The organism is Mycobacterium sp. (genome assembly GCF_044223235.1).
Classification (GTDB): Bacteria; Actinomycetota; Actinomycetes; order Mycobacteriales; family Mycobacteriaceae; genus Mycobacterium.
The window spans coordinates 58,467-79,331 of record NZ_JBGAME010000009.1 but is presented as its reverse complement, the minus strand read 5'-3'; the positions used below and the strand labels follow the sequence as shown (position 1 = coordinate 79,331).

Here is a 20,865-nt window from a genome sequence, read left to right as displayed (position 1 = left end):
ACGGAGAATGATGTCCACCAGCACCGTTCCCGACCGCGCCCGCGTCGTCATCGTCGGCGGCGGCGTCATCGGCACCAGCGTCGCCTACCACCTGACCAAGATGGGGATCGATGACGTCGTACTCCTCGAGCAGGGCCAACTCTCCTGCGGAACCACCTGGCACGCAGCCGGATTGGTGGGCCAGCTGCGCGCGTCGCAGAGCCTGACCCGGTTGGTGCAGTACTCGACACAGCTCTACGCCGAGCTGGAAGCCGAGACCGGGCTGTCCGCGGGCTACAAACAATGCGGGGGAGTGACGGTGGCCCGCACGGAGGACCGGATGACCCAGTTGCGCCGCACCGCAGCCAGCGCGGTCGCCTTCGATCTGCCGTGTGAACTGCTCACCCCCGAGCAGGCGTTGGAGCACTACCCGGTGATGCGCGTCGACGACCTGGTCGGCGCCATCTGGTTGCCCGCCGATGGCAAGGCCAATCCCACCGACCTCACCATGGCGCTGGCCAAGGGCGCGCGGATGCGCGGGGCGCGCATCATCGAGCGTGTCCGGGTGACCGGCGTGGCCACCAGCGGTCGCCGTGCGACGGGGGTGCGCACCGATGCCGGCGATATCGAGACCGAGATCGTGGTGAACTGCGCCGGCCAGTGGGCCAAACAGGTCGGGGCCATGGCGGGTGTGAACGTGCCGCTGCACTCCGCCGAACACTTCTACGTCGTCAGCGAGGCGATCGACGGCGTGCATCCCGACCTGCCGATCCTGCGTGACCCCGACGGTTACACGTACTTCAAGGAAGAGGTCGGGGGCCTGGTGATTGGCGGTTTCGAGCCGGAGGCCAAGCCGTGGGTGTCACCGGACAGTGTGCCCTACCCGTTCGAATTCCAACTCCTGGACGAGGATTGGGAACATTTCGAGGTCCTGATGACCAGCGCGCTGCTGCGCATCCCCGCGCTGGAGGTGGCGGGGATCAAGAAGTTCTACAACGGCCCGGAAAGCTTCACCCCGGACAACCAGTTCGTCCTCGGTGCGGCGCCGGAGTGCGCAAACTTCTTCGTCGGTGCCGGATTCAACTCGGTGGGAATCGCGACGGCAGGCGGTGCCGGCCGGGCGCTGGCCGAGTGGATCGTCAGCGGTTCGCCGCAGGGCAACCTGACGGGGGTGGATATCCGCCGCTTCGCGCGGTTCAACGGCAACAACCGCTGGCTGCACGACCGGGTCGCCGAGGTGCTCGGCGTCCACTATGAAATTCCTTGGCCGAACCGGGAACTGGACACCGCTCGGCCGTTTCGGCGATCGCCGGTTCATCACCTGCTGGCCGCGGCGGGGGCCAACTTCGGCAGCCGGATGGGCTGGGAACGCGCGAACTTCTTCGCCCCTGCCGGTCAGCCTCCTCTCATCGAATACACCTGGGGCAAACCGAACTGGCTGGAGTGGTCGGCGGCCGAGCAGACTGCCACTCGCACCGGGGTCGCCGTGTTCGACCAGACGTCGTTCTCGAAGTATGTGCTCGTCGGGCCCGATGCCGAGGCTGCGCTGCAATGGCTCTGCACCGCGGACGTCGGCGTCGATGTCGGCCGCGTCGTCTACACGGGGATCCTCAACGCCCGCGGCACTTACGAGTCCGATATGACCGTGACGCGCACCGCCGCCGACGAGTACTTCATCGTCTCCAGCGCCGCGACCACCGAACGGGATATCGACCTCATCCGCAAGAACATCCCGGATGGCGCCCACGCGACGCTGTTCGACGTGACCTCGGCGTGGGCGGTGTTCGGGGTGATGGGCCCGAAATCGCGTCAGTTGTTGTCGATGCTCACCGACGCCGACCTCAGCGACGCGGGTTTCCCGTTCGGGACCAGCCGTGAAATCGGGCTCGGGTATGCCACAGTCCGCGCCACCCGGATCACCTACGTCGGTGAACTCGGTTGGGAGATCTACGTTCCCACCGAGTTCGCGGTCGGGGTATACGAGCAGCTGCTGGCGGCGGGGTCGCCGTTGGGGGTGGTCCGCGGCGGGTACTACGCCATCGAGTCGCTGCGGTTGGAGAAGGGATACCGGGCTTTCGGCCGGGAACTGACTCCGACGGAGAACCCTGTCGAGGCGGGGCTGCTGTTCGCGTGCAAGCTCGGGACAGACATCGACTTCCTCGGCCGCGCGGCCGTCGAGGTGGCGAGCGCCCAAGGGGCGCGGACCAAACTGGTCAGCTTCAGGGTCGACTCTTCTGAGCCGATGTTGTGGGGCGGCGAGCTCATTCTCCGTGACGGATTGCCCGCCGGGCAGGTGACGTCGGCGGCGTGGGGAGCAACGGTCGGCGCCTGCGTCGGGCTCGGGTATGTGCGCAGTGCCGACGGTGCGGTGGTCGACGCGGACTGGGTGCGCTCGGGCAGTTACCAGGTCGACGTCGGCGGCGCGCTGTACCCGATCACGGTGTCGCTCAAGGCGATCTATGACCCGTCGAACAGCCGGGTGCGCAAGCGCCAGAGTGCTCGCGTAGGGAAGTTGCAAAGTAGAGGCGCGGGGAAAAACCGGAAAAAGTGAGGGGCCGAAAGCCGCAGCCTCTGTGGTCCCTCGCAGTAGCCGCCGAAGCGGGAGCCGCGCCGGTGCCGACGATAGTTGCCTGCCGTCGGTCACCGCAAGTTACGCAGCCGCACCAGCGACACCAGCCCCAACTCCTCTCGCAGCACCGCGGGCGGCAGCTTCCGGAATCCGCGAACCCCTGGAGTTCCGGTGGCCACCTGCACGATCTTGCGGGCGATCCGCGCGTCGAGGTCCTTCAGCGCGCCCCGGTCGGTGGTGGTGTCCAGCAGCGCATCCAAACCCGACACGGCGAACGGGTTGTCGACGTCCAGCATGACGTTGGTCGCTGCCACGAGATGGCGGGCGCGTTGGAGTATCGGCAGCGGAGTCAGCGCAGGCCCGGCGGCGTCGAGTCGTGTCGCGATGCGTGCGATGAACCGGCTGAGTCGATGCGGGCCAAGGGCGATCGTGCCGGCATGGCTGACCGACATCCCGAGGCAGTCGATCCGGTTCCGCCCGACGTAGGCGGGGTTGGCGTCGCACGGTTGCCCGTTGCCCGACAGCGCGGTGCGCACTTCCTTGCTGAGCTTTCGCGCGACCCCGAGGTCGCCGAGCAGTGCGTCTATTCGCACATCGGCCTCGCGCAGAGCGTCGAGATCCGAATGGGCGACGATGAAGTCGTCGTTGTAGCGGGCATAGAAGACGCCGTCGATCGAAGTGATGGCCCGATCCATGGGTATCACCGCCAGGTTTCCCAGCAGGGGGACCAGCGGGGTTCCCATGGCCACGCCGTTGACCCGGGTGAACTGGGCGCCGTCGGAATCGCGTACCACGGGGCGGATCAGCTCGACGATGAGATTCCAACTGCCGAAACTGATCTCACCGGTCGGGCTGCCGAGCGCCGAAACCTTCCGCAGGATCGGCCACAGGGCCGCACCGGGTCCGATCGGCAGGTCGTCGCCGTAGCGGGCGAAGTCGGATTGCAGCACGAAGATCGGCGGACCCTGAGCACCCACCCGATTGCGGTGCGCACGCACGACCCCGGCGAAGGCGCGCATGGCGGCGACGTTCGTCACGCCCGGCAGGTACGAGTAGACACCGGGCAGTCCGTAGCAGCGCGCATTGTGCGTCAGCATCCGGAACAGCGCCGAGCCGACGATCTGGTCGACGAAGGAGGATTTGTGGGCCGCGCGGCGCTTTCCGTTGGTTTCCAGCGTCCACAGGTCGACGGGTTGGGGTCGGTACTGGCCGCTGGCGACGGTTCGGGCGATGGCCTTGGCGAGGTCCTTGCGGCCGGTCGCGGTACTGAAGTACGTCACACCGTCGGCTGCCTCGCTGAAGGCCATCCCGCGTTCGCTGCGTTTGGTGAAGACCCGCAGAATGGTGTCCTCATAGGTCCTCGGATCGGCGAGTCGCCGTTCGATGTCGATCGGCTCGCTGAGCGGGTTCACCGCTCAATCTTTGTGGGGGAGTGGCGCTCTAGGGTGAAGTTGCCGATGTTCCAGGTTCTGACGGTGCGCAGCCACTGAGCGATCTGGCCCGATTCGGGGTCGGGCGGCAGGACGCAGAGCAGGCGCAGCCGTCCACCGGCGAAGATCGGCGTGAATCGGCGGTCGGCCGCTCGGACCAGGGTCGCGCCGTCCTCGAGGCTCCGCATGGCGGCGGGCAGTATGGTGGCCAGCACGCTCTTGGGGAGCCTGCGCATGTCTTTCGTGCCGACGCGGGTCTGCAGGTCAAGGACAATCCCGTCGGGGAACAAGGCGCGGAACTCCGCTTCGGGGGACTGCGCTTCGCCCTCGAGCACCCCGGGGCCGCCGTTGGGCTGCATCCATCGCTCGGCCATCACACTGTCGAGCGCATATCGCCCGTCGGCCGCCGGTTTGCTGTATCGGCCGCGGTTGACGGTTGCCCCGGTCATCGCCTGGATCGCCAGGTGAGGCGCTTGTCCGTCGGCGGAGCCCGTCACGCGCTGGTAGAACACCAGCGTCGTCGGGGACCGAAACGCGAAATGGCCTTTGCCGTCAAGCGTTTCCAGCATAAGGTTGACGGCGTTGCGGCGATGGCGCGATGGAATCCACTCTGGGACAACGACATTGCCGAACTGGACAGCGGCGGGTTCGTCGGCGAGGGCGCGCAGCCAGTCTCCCAAGGACAGCACGGTGGGCATCGCGGTGGAGCGATCCTGGAAGTGCGCAAGGTTGATGTGCACGATGAGCAGCACGATCATCGCCGCGGTGATCTGGACGAGATCCGACGCTGGGTTGACGTCGATCCACACCAACGCGAACAAGCCGGCCGAGAAGACGATCGTGGCGATGAGCAACCCGAACTGGGCTTCGGCGAACAACCGGACCTGATAGGCGCCGATCGCGCTGCGGAGCGCGAAGAGCGGCAGGAGCGCCAGCACAAAGCTGAACGGCACGTCGGGGAGCACGAACTCGCCCAGCACCACCGCCAGCAACCAGAAGTACAGCGCGATCACCGGCGTCACCGCCAGGAGCCGGTGGAAGAACGACACGCGGAACTGGCGGAACGCCGGAACCCGCCTCAGCCGCACGAAGTCGAAGTAGAACAGGCCTGTCGATTCGTATCCGCCTCGGAACAGCGGCAGGACCAGGTAGAAGAACTGGAACGCGTCGATGTCGCGCCACGCGGAGTAGCCGGCGGTGAGGTCGAACGATCTGGTGTTGGTTCCGTAGATCCCGGCGATCGCCAGCACCGCAACCGCGTCCAGGCGCAGCCCCAACCCGGCAAGCGCCGTCTCGGTCCCGAGGCGCAGTGGGATCGAGGGTAGCTGGCGGCGCAGGGAAGATCCGGCTACGCCCAGCCTGGGCCGCACGCCGCCGAGCCGGTAGGCGGCGAGGGTGTAGTGGACGGTGATCCAGATGGCCAGGGCGTTGGTGGCGATGATGGCGATGATGATGGCGGCCTCGGGGTAATAGAACGCACCGACGCCGAGGATCAGGAGTTGTAGTGCTTCCGGCGCGAACAACGTCCACATGGGACGGTAGATGCGCCGGGTGGCGAACATGCCGGAGTGCAGCACCCGGACGGGCAGACGAAGCGCGAGCTCGATGACGACGAGAAAGGCGTAGAAGCGCCCGATCGGATCGTGGTCGGGCGGAAGCCACAGTGCCAGACCGACGGCCGCCGCGATCGCCAGCACCCCCGCAAGGACCACCGAAAGGGCCAGCCAGCGCCCGATTTCGTTCTCGATCGCGTCGCGACGGCCCGCCTGGCTGAACACCCTGAGCCGCTCTCTCATGACTTCGACGAGTCCCCACCATGCTCCGCTGATGAGCAGACTGCCCGCCCGCAGGATCATCACGGTGAATGCGGCCAGCCCGCCGAGCGAGGTGAAGATGATCAGGAATTCGGCGACGTGGATCGCGAATTGCGCGGTGTCGAGTAGCAACGCGAAGCGCATCCGGTAGCGGAAATATTCGAGCAGCCTTCCGGTGAGCAGGCACGCGTACAGGGAGACGGTCCGGTCTTCCTGCCGGGCGGTCTGCTGCAGCCAGCGGTCGACCTCGTTCACCGGCGGGCCCTTCGCACGCGCACTCCGAAGGTCCGTGGGCGCGGGCCATGCTCGGACGGCGACACCTCGCTGACCTTTCGCCTCGATCCGTAAACGCCGAACTGCTGATGTGGGAGGGTGGTACGTCAAGACGAGAGCGGCTGACTCCGACTCGTGCCCCGTGTAGAAGGGTGCACCATGAAGCGCGGTGACGCAGCCGTATTCTCGATCTCGGCTGTGCTCGGGGTGGTTGCTGCAGCTGCGACGGCTTTCAGCGTGTTCGTCCTGGACCGTGAGCCGAGTTCGGCGGCGATCTCCCAGGGTGCCGATTCGAGTCTGCTCGTCATCACCTGGGCGCCCACCTTCTGCAAGGTAACCCCGGACAATCGCGGGTGCGCATCCGGCCAAGTGGGGGAGATGGGGCCGACCTTCATCCTCCACGGGTTGTGGCCGCAACCGCCCGAGCTTCAGTACTGCGGCCTGCCGGCCGGTCTCGCGGACCGCGTCCACCAGGGAAAGAGGGACCTGCCGCCGGTGGAACTCAATGACGAAGTGCGCCAGGACGTGCAGGAAGTTCTGTCGTCTGCGGACGTCATGGTGCCACACGAGTGGTATACCCACGGCACCTGCTCGGGTGTCACCCCGGACGAGTACTTCGGCGACGCCGCGGCGCTCACCCGCGAGGCGCGCCAGGTGCTCGATCCGCTTTTCGTTGGGGCGCAGGGCGATCGCGTCGAGCTGAACACGATCCGTGACAACTTCGACGACGCGTTCGGTCCGGGAGCCGGTGAGCGGGTCGCCCTCAGCTGCCGCGACGTCCCCGGCACGGGCGCCGTCGTCTACGAGATGCTGCTGTCGTTGCCCCCGGCCGACGAACTGGCCACGGTCGACGATTCGTTGTCACTCGGACCGTTGCTGTTGGCGGGCCCTCCGATTCCGTCGCACTGCCCGGGCGGGGCGGTGCCTTCGAAGGCGTGACGGAGGCCGACTTCCATATTGCCTTGCCAACGGGTGACGATCTGGCATAGAAGAATGGAGTGGCGCTTCCGAATCTGACGCGCGCTCAAGCCGCCGAGCGCGCCGTTCTCGTGGCCGTCGACAGTTATCGGATCGCGCTCGACCTCACCGAAGGCGACCGCACCTTCCGCTCGACCACCACCGTCGAGTTCGACGCGCTGCCCGGCGCCGACACCTACATCGACATCGCGGCTGACCGCATCCGTCGCGCGATGCTGAACGACCGCCCTCTCGACATCTCCGGCTATGACGAATCCACCGGAATCCCGCTGCGCGGGCTCTCGGAGCGCAATGTCCTGGAGGTCGACGCCGACTGCCGCTACTCCACCGCCGGCGAGGGCCTACACCGATTCGTCGACCCGCTCGACGGAGAGGTCTACCTGTACTCGCAGTTCGAAACCGCCTACGCCAAGCGGATGTTCGCCTGCTTCGACCAGCCAGACCGTAAGGCCGCCTTCCACATCACCGTGATCGCGCCGGATGGCTGGGAGGTCATCTCCAACGCCGCGCCGGATAGCGCCGTGAAACGGCCGCTTGGGCTCAGCGCGCGCGAGCGGCAGATCGCCGAGATGGTAGCCGCCGGAATGGCCAACGCCGAGATCGCACAGCGGCTGGTGGTGTCGGTACGAACCGTCGAGGGCCATCTCTACCGCATGCTCATCAAGCAGCATGGCATCGATGCCCAGCAGCGCGGCGCAGGTGCCAAGCAGCATGCGTTTGCCACCACCCCGCGGTTGAGCACTTACCTGGTGGCGTTGATCGCCGGGCCGTACGCCCGGTGGGACGACACCTACCGCGACGAGCACGGTGAGATTCCACTGGGCCTGTTCTGCCGGAGGTCGCTGGCTGCGTTCATGGACGCCGAGCGAGTATTCGCCGAAACCAAGCAGGGATTGGACTTCTACCACAAGAACTTTGGCGTGCCGTATCCATTCGGCAAGTACGACCAGTTGTTCGTCCCCGAGTTCGACGCTGCGATGGGGAACGCCGGGGCTGTCACCGTCAGCGACGATTACGTGTTCCGCGGCAGGGTCGCCCGGGCGTCCTACGAGCAGCGCGCGTCGATCCTGCTGCACGAGATGGCGCACATGTGGTTCGGTGACCTGGTCACCATGCGATGGTGGGACGAGCTGTGGCTCAACGAATCGTTCGCGTCGATCGCCTCGGTGTTGTGTCAGGCGGAGGCCACTGAGTACACCGACGCCTGGACGACGTTCGCGAGTGGCGAGAAGTCGTGGGCCTACCGGCAGGATCAGCTGCCGTCGACACATCCGGTCGCGGCCGACATTCCCGACCTGGCTGCCGTCGAGGTCGAATTCGACGCCAGCACGTATGCGAAGGGCGCGGCCGTGCTCAAACAGTTGGTCGTCTACGTCGGCTTGACGCAGTTCCTGGCCGGCCTGCGTGACTACTTGCGCACCCATGCTTTCGGCAACGCCACGCTCGGCGAGTTGCTGGATGTGCTGGAGAAGGCATCGGGCCGCGACCTATCCGGTTGGGGACAGCAATGGCTCACCACCACCGGGCTGAATACCCTGCACGCCGATTTCGATGTCGACGCTGACGGACGGTTCACCCGATTCGCCGTCAGGCAGAGCGTCGCGGCGCCGGGTGGGGGTGAGACGCGGGTGCACCGGCTGGCGGTCGGCATCTATGACGACAACGGGTCCGGGAAACTGGTGCGGGTGCACCGGGTGGAACTCGATGTCGCCGGTGAGGTAACGGATGTCCCTGCACTGCATGGTGTTTCGCGGGGCAAGTTGATCCTGGTCAATGACGACGACCTGACCTACTGCTCGGTGCGGCTGGATCCGGAGTCCCTGCAGACTGCGCTGACCCGCATCGCCGATTTCGCCGAATCGTTGCCGCGCACGCTGGTGTGGGCGGCGGCCCGGGAGACGACCCGCGGACGCGGGGCTGCAGTACTCCCTGACTGATGCCTGACTGGCACCTGACTGATTCCTGCGAGCAGGCGACCTGGCGATTTCACAAATACTTCACGATCTCTGAACCCTCGCGGACGACGGTGGAGGCATTCCGGTCGCTGGGAAAACTCTCGGAAAGAAGGCGGATGGCGGCGTTGAGCGGAGGTATCGCGGTCTGCGGTTGCGGTGCGCTCAGTCGGCAGCCGGGGCGCGCCACGGGTGTATTCCGCAAGGGGTTCCGACGGTGTGAGGCGTACTCCCAGCGAGTACGTGGAAGCCCGTCCGGTCGAGTAGTCCATTACCCGTTCCCAGCCGGGTCACCTAGTTGTATCTTCCGATCTATCCGTCGCTGAGCGTGGCGGCAAAAGTGCGGGTGTCACCGGAAGGTGATGCAGGCCTCGGTGCGACGTGGCACTGGCCGAACTGATTCGTCGGATCGACTGGCAGGTGCGAAGGGACCATTTCATGAGAGTGAGCTGTGGGGATCAGCTGCGGATGTGGCGCGGGGCCACCCGGAGCTGCCGGTCACCCGCGTAGTAGCGGGCCCCGTTCGCACATAGCGTGCGGGGAGGTCGTGCGGCTTGCCGCAGCGAGAGCGGGCAACCGTGCATTCAAGTGTCGCGTCGGGTGGTGAGGTGCCCGCTGCATGTGAGCAATGTCTTCCGAATTCTCGAGTGTTGAGGACAGCAAAATGGCACGCGATGACGGACGCCCAGAATGAGCGACGAGCGCCACGGTGAGCCGCTGCCCGTGCGAATCGGCCGGCTCGCTGAGGAGGGCCCGGACCAGCACCTTCTGTCGTTCTTGGACGCCAGGCTGGCGGTCGCCGAATCGGTGACGTATCGAGAGCTGGACGCCCGGGCACGCTCGGTCGCGGCGAACCTGCGCGATCGCGGCTTCGCGGGACAGCCGATCGTGCTGTCGCTCCCGCCCGGCCTGGACTTCGTGACGTCCTTCTGCGGTTGCCTGTATGCGGGATCGGTGGCGGTGCCCGCGACGTTGCCGAGGTCGCATCGGGCCGGCGAACGCCTGGCAGCGATTCTCGCCGACAGTGGGGCGCCGTGCGTGCTCACCTCCGCCCGGTACCGAGACGAGCTTTCCCATCAGGCCGGCGTATCCGTCGACGTCGTTGCCGCCGATCTGCTTGCGCTCGACGCGGACGTTGGGAACGTGGCACCGCCCGGCCCGGACCAGCTCGCGTTCCTGCAATACACCTCCGGGTCAACGCGGTCCCCGCGGGGTGTCATGGTTCGGCACGGCGATCTGAGCGCCAACCTGGACTCGTTGCGCGGTGTGTTGGGCGTCGACGAGGACTCCGTCGGGATCAGCTGGCTGCCGCTATTTCACGACATGGGGTTGATCGCGGGCGTTCTGCTGCCGCTCTGGGTGGGCTATCCGACGTATCTGACGGCGCCGTCGACCTTCATCCGACGCCCGCTCAGCTGGCTGGAGATGTTCTCCCGCTTCCGGGGAACACACGGTGGCGCACCAAACTTCGCCTATCAGGCATGTGTGGAGGCGGCGCGGTTCGCCGATGTCAGCGGCCTGGACCTGGCCAGCTGGCGGGTCGCCTGGAACGGCGCGGAGCCGATCCGCCCGGACACGCTGGACCGCTTCCGCGCGCAGTTCGCGGCGAACGGTTTCCGGCCGGAGAGCATCGCCCCCGGCTACGGCCTCGCGGAGGCAACTCTGGTGGTCAGCGGGGGAGATGGATCGAAGCGCGCCGTCGAAATCACCGTCGACGAATCCGAACTGCACATCGGACAGATCCGGTTGCGCACCGACGGCGGCCCAGGCACCAAGCGGCTGGCAGGATCCGGTCGTCCCGGCGCCGGCATCGAGGTGCGTATCGTCCGGCCGGACGTCTGCCGGGTCGCGGCGCCGGACGCGCTCGGCGAGATCTGGGTGCGCAGCACCAGTGTGGCGCAAGGCTATTGGCGAAAACCAGCGGAAACGGCCGAAACGTTCGGCGCGTACCTGGCGACAGGGGAGGGGCACTTCCTGCGCACCGGTGACCTCGGATTCGTCCACGACGGTGAACTGTTCGTCATCGGACGGCTCAAGGACATGATCGTGATCCGCGGGGTCAACTACTACCCCCACGACATCGAGTACACGGTCGAGCGCAGCCATCCCGCGCTGCAACCGGATGCCGGCGCGGTTCTGGGACAGGAAGTCGGTGGCCGCACCGGGCTGGTGGCGGTACACGAGGTCCGGGGCGACTGCCCGGATTCCACGGCATTCGATGAGGTCGTCGACGCGATCCGGCGCGCGGTGGCACGTGACCACCAGCTCGCTCTGCAACGGGTCGTCCTGTTACACCGCGGCGGTCTGCCCAAGACATCGAGCGGCAAGGTACAGCGCAGCAAGTGCCGCGACGACCTCGACGCCGAGCGGCTTCCCATCCACCACCAGTGGCAGATGTCCGCCAGGGCCGTTGCGCCGCTCGACGTCGACACCGATTCGCTGAGCCAGCCCGGGTATCTCGAACGGCAACTGGTGGAATGGCTGCAGCGGGAACTGGTGCTCACCGACCTCACCTGGAGCACCCCGCTCACCGAGCTGGGCATCGACTCGCTGAAGGGCGTGGAACTGGTCAATGTCCTGTCGGCCGCGTTTGATCGCACCTTTCCCGCGACCTCGATGCTTGATCATCCGACGGTTGAATCGCTGGCCGACCTGATTCGCGGATCGACGCTGAGTTTCGGCAACGGTGGGTTGTGCCGCACCCCCGACGCGCACATCGACGCGCACACCCAGGCGCAGATCGACGCCCTGGACGAGCGTGAGGTTGTCGAGGCGTTGCGGCGGCGCATTGACGACGTGCTGGACGGCGGCCGGCTGTGACCGTCCCGCGGGGGTTCGCCGTGGTCGGCTACGCGGTGCGCTTCCCCGGCGCTGCCGATTCGGGCGAGTTCTGGCGTGTGCTGGCAGACGGTCGCGACGCGGTGTCGGTCGTACCCCCGGATCGCTGGGATGTCGATGAGTTCTTCGATCCAGATCCCAACGCCATCGGCAAGTCGACCACCCGCCGCGCGGGATTCGTCGATGACGTCGCCGGATTCGACGCTCCATTCTTCGGGGTGTCGGCGCGCGAAGCGATGTTCATGGATCCGCAGCATCGGCTGATGCTGGAAACCGCATGGTCGGCGGTGGAGCATGCCGGTATCGCGCCCTCGTCGCTGAACGGGACGTCGACCGGGGTCTTCATGGGGCTGTCCACCCACGAGTTCCTTGGAATGCTCATCCGCTACACCGGATATGAGGACGTCGACATCTATTCCGGAACCGGGACGTCCCCCGCGGCGGGAGCGGGGCGAATCAGTTTCCGTCTTGGTCTGCAGGGTCCGGCCGTGGTGGTTGACACCGCCTGTAGTTCGTCGCTGGTGGCCGTGCACCAGGCCTGTCAGGCGCTGGCCTCGGAGGACTGCGACCTGGCGCTGGTCGGCGGGGTGAACGTGATCCTGACACCGGTCCCGATGATCAACCTGAGCCGGGCCGGAATGCTGGCCCCCGACGGGCGTTGCAAAACCTTCGCCGCCGCCGCTGATGGGTATGTGCGCGGCGAGGGCTGCGGTGTGGTGGTGCTCAAACGCACTGCCGACGCGATCCGCGACGGCGACCGGGTCCGTGCGGTGATCCGGGCCAGCGCGGTGAACCAGGACGGTGCGTCGGGCGGTTTGACCGTGCCGAATGGTGGTGCGCAGCAGCGCGTCATCGCCGAGGCGCTGCGTCGGGCCGGTATCACAGGCGCCGACGTCGACTACCTGGAAGCGCACGGCACCGGGACGTCGCTGGGCGACCCCATTGAAGTGCAGGCCGCCGGTGCCGTGCTCGGCGAGGGGCGGGATGCGGACCGGCCGTTGCTGATCGGTTCGGTGAAGACCAACATCGGCCATCTGGAGGCGGCCTCCGGTGTCGCCGGCCTGATCAAGGTCGTGCTCTCACTGGAACACGAAACGCTGCCGGAGCATCTGCACTTCCAGCAGCCGTCGCCGCACATCCCCTGGGATCGGCTGCCGGTGCGCGTGGTGGACAAGGCGGTGCCGTGGCCGCGGACCGACCGCCCGCGCCTCGCCGGGGTGAGTTCGTTCGGCTTCTCCGGAACCAACGCGCACCTGGTTGTCGAGGAGGCGCCAGAGGCCGGCGCATCGACAGGCGTGGCCGCCGAGCCGGAGGCGGTGGGCGGATACCAGATGCTGCCGCTCTCAGCGCGTAGCCCGGAAGCACTGGCTCACTTGACTTCTCGATATCTCGACTGGCTGGATGCCCATCCGGAGGCGGACCTTGCGGATATCTGCGCGGCGGCGGGAGCGGGTCGCTCGCACTTCGAACATCGCGCGGCCCTGGTGGTCGACTCGCGCCGGCGAGCGCGGCGGCTCCTGCGGGCAATGCAGGAAGAACGACCCGCTCCCGGGCTGGTGCGGGGAGTGTGTGCCGACCGGCCGAAGACCGCGTGGCTGTTTCCGGGACAGGGCAGTCAGTTCCCGGCAATGGCGCGCGCGTTGCTCGACACCGAACCGGTCTTCCGTGCCACGGTGACACGGTGTGCCGAGGTGATGGACGGCCTGCTGCCCCGGTCGCTGGTGGACGTGCTCACCGACACCGGGCCTGGCGTCGAAGATGTTCTTCGCGACACCACCTTCGCGCAGCCTGCGCTGTTCGCGGTGGAAATGGGATTGGCGCGGTTGTGGCAGTCGTGGGGCATCGAGCCGGATGTCGTGTTGGGACACAGCGTGGGCCAGTATGCGGCGGCCTGTGTGGCGGGCGTCTTCGATCTCGATGACGGCGCCCGGCTGATCGCCCAGCGCGGGCGGCTGTTCGGCCAACTGCCGACGGGCGGCCGCATGGTTGCGGTCTTCGGCGGCGCCGACCGGGCCGAACTCTGCGCAGTCGAGCAGCCACGGTTGTCGGTGGCCGCCTACAACGGCGCCAGCACCGTGCTGTCGGGGCCCGTGGATGACCTCGAAAGAGCGGTGGCCGCGCTCACTGCCGGGGGAATCCGCTGCGACTGGCTGGACACCAGCCACGCATTCCACTCCGCGCTACTGGACCCCGTCCTCGACGAATTCGAGCTGTATGCAGAAGGTTTCGACTACGAATCGCCACAGCTGACGCTGATCTGCAACCGGACCGGCAAGGTGCTGCCGCGGCGGACCCACCTGGACGCATCGTATTGGCGACGGCACGCCCGCGAACCCGTCCAGTTCGCCGACAGTGTGCACACGATGTCCGAACTGGGCTGCGGTGTGCTGATGGAGATCGGCCCGCAACCGGTCCTCACCACGGCGGCGCTGCGCGCCTGGCCCGACACCACGCACACCCCGCCGGCCATCGCCTCCCTGCGCCGGGATGCTGACGCAGGCCGCTGCTTCACCGAGGCATTGGCGACCGCGTACACCGTAGGGCACCGGCTCGATTTCGCCGCGCGGCGCACCCGACCGTACCGCTCGCTCGATCTGCCGACATATCCGTTCCAGCACCGCAGCTACTGGTTTCCGGTCGGCACGGCACCGGCGCCGTCCGCCGCGCCGCGCACCCCCGAGCCGGCGCCGGCCACCGCCCGGATCGAGGACTGGCTGGGAAGCGTGCCACCGCAGCAGCGGATCAACCGGATTACCGAACTGATCCTCACCGAACTGGGTGAGGCCTTGCGGATGCCCGTCGCCGAGATCGATCCCCAGGCGGACTTCGTCGCGCTGGGACTGGATTCGATGGTCGCGATGGAGCTGCGTGGCCGGCTGCAGGCGGCGCTGGATATCGCAGTGCCGGCGTCGTTGTTCTTCACCCACCCCGGAGTGTCCGCGCTCGCGAAGGGTCTGCTGGAGCTGTGGCTGGAAACCGCGGCCGATCCGGCGAAACGGCAGTCGCCCATTGCCCGGGTGGATCGCGGTGCCGTGCTCCCGATTTCGCATGCACAGGAGCAGCTGTGGTTTCTCAACCAGTTGTTGCCGTCGTCCAGTGCGTACAACGTGGCCGCCCGGGTGGACATCCCCGGCCCGGTGAATCCCGATGTGCTGCGGCGCAGCCTCGAGGCCGTGGTGAATCGGCACGAGGTGCTGCGCACGACGTTCCGCAGTGAGCAGGGGGCCCCGCAAGTGGTGCCGGCGCCGGCCCGGCCGTTCGAGCTGCCGTTCGTCCAACTCGCCGTCGAGCCCGACGAAGACGCGGCCGTCACCCAGGCTGCGGAGCGGGAGGCCGCTGCGCCCTTCGATATCGGCACAGGTCCGTTGCTGCGCGCCCGGTTGTTCGGGCTGAGCGGGCAGCGTCACGTGCTGGTGCTGACCATGCATCACATCGTTACCGACGGTTGGTCGTTCCGGGTGTTGCTGCGCGAGCTGGGCCAGATCTATCAGGCGTTCGCGAGTGGCGACGAGGTGCCGCTCGCGGATCTGCCGATCCAGTACGCGGATTACGCACAGTGGCAACGGGACCGATTGCACGGCCCCGATTTCGAAGGGCTCCTTGAGCACTGGCGACAAGAGCTCGCGGGTGCACCGCCGCTGGAGCTTGACACCGACCGGCCGCGGCCGAAGACGCCGATGTTCCGGGGCGCCCGGATACGGTTCGACCTGGGCAGGGAACGAGCCATGGCGTTGCGCGATCTATGCCGGACCGAGAGCGTCACGCTGTCCGTACCGCTGCTCGCCGCATTCGCCGCGGTGCTACAGCGCCATTCGGGACAGGACGACATCGTCGTGGGTACCCTGACCGCCAACCGTGCCCAGCTCGAAACCGAGGACCTCATCGGGCTTTTCGTCAACGCGTTGCCGGTGCGGATCCGGCTGGACGGAAATCCCGATGTCGCGGAGCTCCTGGACCGGACCCGTCGACGCATGGTCGACGTGCTGGCACATCAGGACGTGCCGTTCGACATGATCGTCAACGCGACGGCGCCGGATCGAGCGGCCAATCGCAACCCGCTGTTCGGGGTGCAGCTCGTCGTCCAGCCCGCAACCGCCGGCGGCGAACTGAGCGGGCTGGGCCTGGAGGTCTCCGAAGTCGACACTTACACGGCCAAGCGCGATCTCACGCTCACCTTCTTCGACGACGCGCTGCTGACGGCCCATGCGGAGTACGACAGTGAACTGTTCGACGCCGACCGCATCGAACGGATGATCGCGCATTTCACACGGGTCGTCGATGCCATGGTGGCCGACCGCGGCCAGCGAGTCGCCGACCTTCCGCTGCTGACCGAGTCGGAGCAGGCGCAGTACCGTATCAATCGGTCACCGCACATCACGACCGCCCCGTCGATCGCTGCGCTGTTCGAGACCGTTGTCGATCGCAGCCCGGATGCCATCGCGGTGACCACGGCCGGCCGTTCACTGACCTACCGGCAACTCGACCGCGCCGCGAACTGGCTCGCGGGCCGGCTGAGCGGTCAGGGCGTACTGCCGGGGATGGCGGTGGGCCTTTGCGTGGGACGGACGTCGGCGATGGCTGTCGGCATGCTCGGCATCCTCAAGGCCGGCGCCATTTACGTACCGATCGACCCGTCGTACCCCGAGGACCGGATCGAGCACATCGTTGCCGATGCGGGGGTGGTGCTGCGGCTCGACGAGGCCATGGTGGAGGACCTCAGCATCGGGAGTATTGGGCAGCACGATCCCGAACGCCTCGAAACCCCCACCACCCCCGACGAAATCGCGTACATCATGTACACCTCTGGTTCGACCGGCCGCCCCAAGGGCGTGGCGGTGAGCCACGGCGGTGTCGTCGAATACGCAGAAACCCTTGGTCGTCAACTCGGCATCACCGCCGACGATGTGTATCTGGAAACGGCGTCGATCTCCTTCTCGTCGTCCATCCGGCAGCTGCTCGTCCCGTTCGCCGTCGGTGCGCAGGTGGTGATCGCCAGCCTTGAGGAGCGCCGCGATCCCGTCGCACTGCTGCACCGGATCGCCGATTCAGAGGTAACAGTCGCCGATCTGGTGCCGACGGTGGTGCAACGAATCGTCGACGCGGTGGCCGACCGGCCGGACGGCGAGCGCGCCGCGCTGACTGCCAACCGGCTGCGCTTGATGGTCACCGCCAGCGAACCCCTGCGGGCGGGTGTGGTGCGGGCCTGGCGGGAGCGGATGGGCCCGGGCGCGGCATGGATCAACATGTACGGGCAAACCGAGACCACCGGCATCGTCAGCCTGCACCGGATCGGCGACGTCGACGCCGGGGATCAGCGGATCATGCCGATCGGCCGTCCCCGCGACAACATCGGGATGTACGTCCTCGACCCGCAGCTGCGCCTGGTGCCGCCCGGCGTCACCGGGGAACTGTACATCTGCGGCCCGGCACTGGCTCGCGAGTACTGGGGCGCTCCGGAATTGACCGCACGGAAGTTCATCCCCGCGCCGTGGGATGACCGCGAGCGGTTGTACGCCAGCGGTGACGTGGTGCGACTCGGCTGGGACGGGACGATCGAATTCCGCAGTCGCGCCGACCGGCAGGTGAAGATCCGTGGACTGCGCGTGGAGCCGGCCGAGATCGACCGGGTGCTGCTCGACCACCCCGGCATACGGGAGGCGGTGTCGCTGGTACGCGAGATCAACGGAAGCGGTGTGCTCGTCGCGTACTTCGTGGCCGACGAACCGGTGCCGGCCGCGGAGGTGCGGGCCCATGTCCGCCGGAAGCTGCCGGAACACATGGTTCCGGCGGCATTCCTGGCACTGGACCGTCTGCCGCAGACATCGAACGGAAAGCTCGACCAGGCGGCGCTGCCCGAGGTGACGATCGCCCGCGACCAGGACGTCGAATACGTCGCACCCCGCGCCGGCGTGGAGGAATCACTGGCGTCGATCTGGCGAGACACGTTGCAGATCGAACAGATTGGGGCGGCGGACAACTTCTTCGCCCTCGGCGGGCATTCGCTGCTTGCCGCGCAGGTGCGATCCCGCATCCATCAGCTGCTCGGGATCGAGCTGCCCCTGGACGCATTGTTCGAAGACCAGACTTTGGCGGACCTTGCCCGTCGCATCGAGGGCGCGACCAGCGCGGAAGCCACCGACACTCCGCCGCTGCGGTCGGCCCCGCGCACCGGGACGCTGCCTGCTTCCTACGCGCAGGAGCTGATGTGGCAGCTGGAGCGCGACGATCCCGGGTCCCCGGCACACTGGATCGACTTGTCGATTCGCATCCGCGGTCCACTCGACAGCACGCTGCTGGTCGCCGGCGTCCAGCAGGCCGTCGCACGGCATGAGCTGTTACGCACCACCTTCCGGCCGACGGCCACATCGGTGACGCAGGTGATTCTGCCGTCCCACCTGCCGGACGTTCCGATGCTGGAAGCGCTGCAGCGGCGCGATGACTCGGATCGGGAATGGCGAGATCTCGACGTTCGCCCGCCGTTTCGCCCCGAGTTGGTCCGGGTCGCCGACGGCCACCACATCCTGCGGCTGCGCGTGCACCGGATCCTCGCCGACGGGTACACCATGCGGCTGCTGTTGAGCGAGATCGGTGGCCTGGTCGCCAGTTCGGTGGGATTCGACGACTTTCCCCTGCTCGACGGCGACCTGCAGTACGCCGACTACGCCGCGTGGGAACGCTCCTGGCTCACCGGTGATGTGCTGGCCCGCCACGTCGAGCACTTCCGGCGGGAGTTCGCGTCGCGGGAGCTTCCGCCCGCGTTGCCCACCGACCACCCGCGCACCGGTCGCGCGGCCCGCCGCGGTGGCCAGTACACCTTCGAGTTTCCGTCCGCGGCCGCCGATGCCGCACGTGCGCTGGCGGTGCGGGAACAGGCGTCGCTGTACGCGGTGCTGCTGGCCGCCTTCGCCGCGGCGCTGGGCCGCTACGCGGACCGGGGCTGCGTGGTGATCGGGTCGCCGGTGACTCGGCGCAATGACCCGGCCACCCAACTCATGCTCGGTCCGATGATGAACACCGTCCCGCTGTGCGTCGACGTGGAAACCGGGGACGACTTGCCGCGGTTGGTGGGGAACGTGAAGGCCACCGTGCTTCAGGCACTCGCGCATCAGGATGCACCCTGGCAGCACGTGCTTTCCGCGTTGGCAGACAACCACGGACCGTCGGCCCAGGGCATCGGCGAGACGGTGTTCCTGATGGACGATCCGGCACCCGGCGAGTTCGCCGCGGGCGGTTTCACCCTGACACGGGTTGCGCCCGAACGCATCATCGCCCGCCGTGAGCTGACCGTGGCGATGAGTACCAGAAGCGGTCAGATCAGCGGAACGGTGACCTACGACGACGCACTGTACGAAGCATCATCGATCGAGGGCATCATCACGAATTTCATTGCAGCGCTGACACCGTCATCACGGGGCCACCGGGGCGAGCGCAGCGACGGGAATGATTTCCGGGGCGAGCGCAGCGACGGGAATGATTTCCGGGGCGAGCGCAGCGACGGGACAAGATTCGGTAAGCACAGGAGGATCACATGAACAGCCTGAAGGACGCCGACTTCGAACACACCGGTCCGGGCCGACCGGCCGGATATCTGCTGCGTCAGCGGTGGCAACCGGTCTACGCCGCCGAGGAGCTCGAGCCGGGCCAGGCGGTGCCGCTGAAGGTGCTGCATCAGGAGCTGACCCTGTACCGCGGTGAGGACGGGGTGGCGCACATCATCGCCGGCCGATGCGCGCATCGCGGCGTGCTGCTCTCCGTGGGCATCGTGGAAGGCAGCTGCGTCCGGTGCCGTTACCACGGCTGGAACTATGACGAGACCGGCCAATGTGTTGACCAGCCGGCCGAACCGAAAAGCTTTGCCGACAAGGTACGTATCGCCAGCTACCCGGTCCAGGAGTACCTCGGATTCATCTGGGTGTACCTGGGCGACAGCCCGGAGCCGGAACTGCCGCACTGGCCAGAGCTCGAAGTTCACGGCCGATTCCACGTCATCGAGCTGCGCAAGTGGAACTACTTCCACGATCTGGAGAACACCGTCGACGATGTGCATCAGTACTGGGTGCACAAGACCGGCGTCTACCAGGATGATGGCCTCTCCGGCGAACTGCCGGAGATCACCGCGGAATTGGCGGATTTCGGGTTGACACAGACCAGCCGATTCAGCAACGGCTTCATACGCCGGCTGGCCCTGTTGATGCCGAACACCCTGTACTTCAACTCGGGCGCCGGGGTGATGCGGGGGTTCAAGAGCTTCCTGTGGAACGTGCCGGTGGACGACGAGAGTCACATGATGTTCTTCCTGTTCATCGCCGCCCATCTGCCGCCCGAGGTCGGTGCGCGGGTGGCGACCGGTGTGCGGGAAGGGCGGAAATACCTGTCCACCCTGCGGCCGGTCGAGGAGGTTGTTCGTGCGGTGCTCAGCGGACGGGAACGGTGGGAGGACATCGAAGACCGACCCGACCAGGTCCTCATCGAGGACGGCATCGTCCTGCTCGGCCAGGGCGTGCTGCCAGACCGTTCGCTGAACCGGCTCGGCGCCTCCGATGCGGCAATCATCCTGCTGCGCAAGCTCTATGCGCGTGAACTGGCCGCCGTCGAGGATGGTCACCCGCTCACCAAGTTTCCGACCCCCGACGTCGCGGCGCTGACCCGGCTCGACGGCTGAACACCGACCGCGCAGAAAGGCACTCACCCATGACGACCGTCAGCGATCTGATGGACCGGGCCACGACGATGATCGCCGAGAACCCGGAGCGCGCACGCGAATTCGGCGGCGTCTACAAGTTCGAGTTGGACGGCGACGGGGGCAGGACGTTCATCGTCGATCTCACCGAGAATCCGAGGGTGATCGACGGGGACGGCACCGCCGACTGCATCATCCGGATGGCGGCGAAGGACTTCATCGATCTGGTCGAGGGGCGCAAGGACCGGCGGGCGCTGTTCTTCATGGGCCGGCTCAGCGTCGAGGGTGACTGGGCGTTGGCGATGAAGCTCAAGAGCCTCGACGAAATGATGGGCGACCGCAGATGAGCGAC

8 protein-coding genes and 2 pseudogenes are annotated in these 20,865 nt (G+C 67.0%); 8 read left to right on the top strand and 2 right to left on the bottom strand.

Translation table 11 applies throughout. The features are described from left to right. The first annotated feature begins 10 nt into the window (after window positions 1–10). Window positions 11–2,530 (top strand): FAD-dependent oxidoreductase, encoded by a 2,520-nt coding sequence (locus ADBZ6K_RS14175; RefSeq protein ID WP_526347663.1) that lies wholly within the window; start codon window positions 11–13, stop codon window positions 2,528–2,530. Between the two features lie 89 nt (window positions 2,531–2,619). Here ADBZ6K_RS14175 and ADBZ6K_RS14170 read toward each other — a convergent pair whose 3' ends face one another. Together ADBZ6K_RS14170 and ADBZ6K_RS14165 are read right to left on the bottom strand one after the other, a co-directional pair. Continuing rightward, window positions 2,620–3,960 carry a hypothetical protein gene (locus tag ADBZ6K_RS14170; protein ID WP_526347661.1) on the bottom strand — a complete coding sequence of 447 codons (1,341 nt, stop codon included), beginning with the start codon at window positions 3,958–3,960 and terminating at the stop codon, window positions 2,620–2,622. Next, window positions 3,957–6,047, bottom strand: coding sequence for a hypothetical protein (locus ADBZ6K_RS14165; RefSeq protein ID WP_526347659.1), 2,091 nt, complete (start codon window positions 6,045–6,047; stop codon window positions 3,957–3,959). Before ADBZ6K_RS14165 ends, ADBZ6K_RS14170 begins: the two co-directional genes overlap by 4 nt. Window positions 6,048–6,224: 177 nt before the next feature. On the opposite strand from ADBZ6K_RS14165, the gene ADBZ6K_RS14160 reads away from it, so the two are divergent. From ADBZ6K_RS14160 to ADBZ6K_RS14130, 7 genes and pseudogenes are all read left to right on the top strand, one after another. Continuing rightward, a complete protein-coding gene (locus ADBZ6K_RS14160; RefSeq protein ID WP_526347657.1) occupies window positions 6,225–7,004 on the top strand; it encodes a ribonuclease T2 family protein in 780 nt (259 codons plus the stop codon). A 59-nt stretch (window positions 7,005–7,063) separates the two neighbouring features. Next, window positions 7,064–8,950, top strand: a pseudogene (gene pepN, locus ADBZ6K_RS14155) (aminopeptidase N); the annotation flags it as partial. 735 nt (window positions 8,951–9,685) lie between these two features. Then, window positions 9,686–11,815: an AMP-binding protein gene (locus ADBZ6K_RS14150; RefSeq protein WP_526347655.1), complete on the top strand. Its 2,130-nt coding sequence runs from the start codon at window positions 9,686–9,688 to the stop codon at window positions 11,813–11,815. Continuing rightward, window positions 11,812–14,856, top strand: a pseudogene (locus ADBZ6K_RS14145) (type I polyketide synthase); the annotation flags it as partial. The gene ADBZ6K_RS14150 and the pseudogene ADBZ6K_RS14145, both read left to right, overlap by 4 nt. Further along, the gene (locus ADBZ6K_RS14140) at window positions 14,851–19,365 is read left to right on the top strand and encodes a non-ribosomal peptide synthetase (RefSeq protein ID WP_526347755.1); all 4,515 of its coding nucleotides are present in this window, start codon (window positions 14,851–14,853) and stop codon (window positions 19,363–19,365) included. The pseudogene ADBZ6K_RS14145 and the gene ADBZ6K_RS14140, both read left to right, overlap by 6 nt. Continuing rightward, on the top strand, window positions 19,362–20,495 hold the full coding sequence (locus tag ADBZ6K_RS14135; RefSeq protein WP_526347653.1) for a Rieske 2Fe-2S domain-containing protein: 1,134 nt from the start codon (window positions 19,362–19,364) through the stop codon (window positions 20,493–20,495). Before ADBZ6K_RS14140 ends, ADBZ6K_RS14135 begins: the two co-directional genes overlap by 4 nt. Window positions 20,496–20,524: 29 nt before the next feature. Beyond that, window positions 20,525–20,860 (top strand): SCP2 sterol-binding domain-containing protein, encoded by a 336-nt coding sequence (locus ADBZ6K_RS14130; protein WP_526347651.1) that lies wholly within the window; start codon window positions 20,525–20,527, stop codon window positions 20,858–20,860. Window positions 20,861–20,865: the final 5 nt, after the last annotated feature.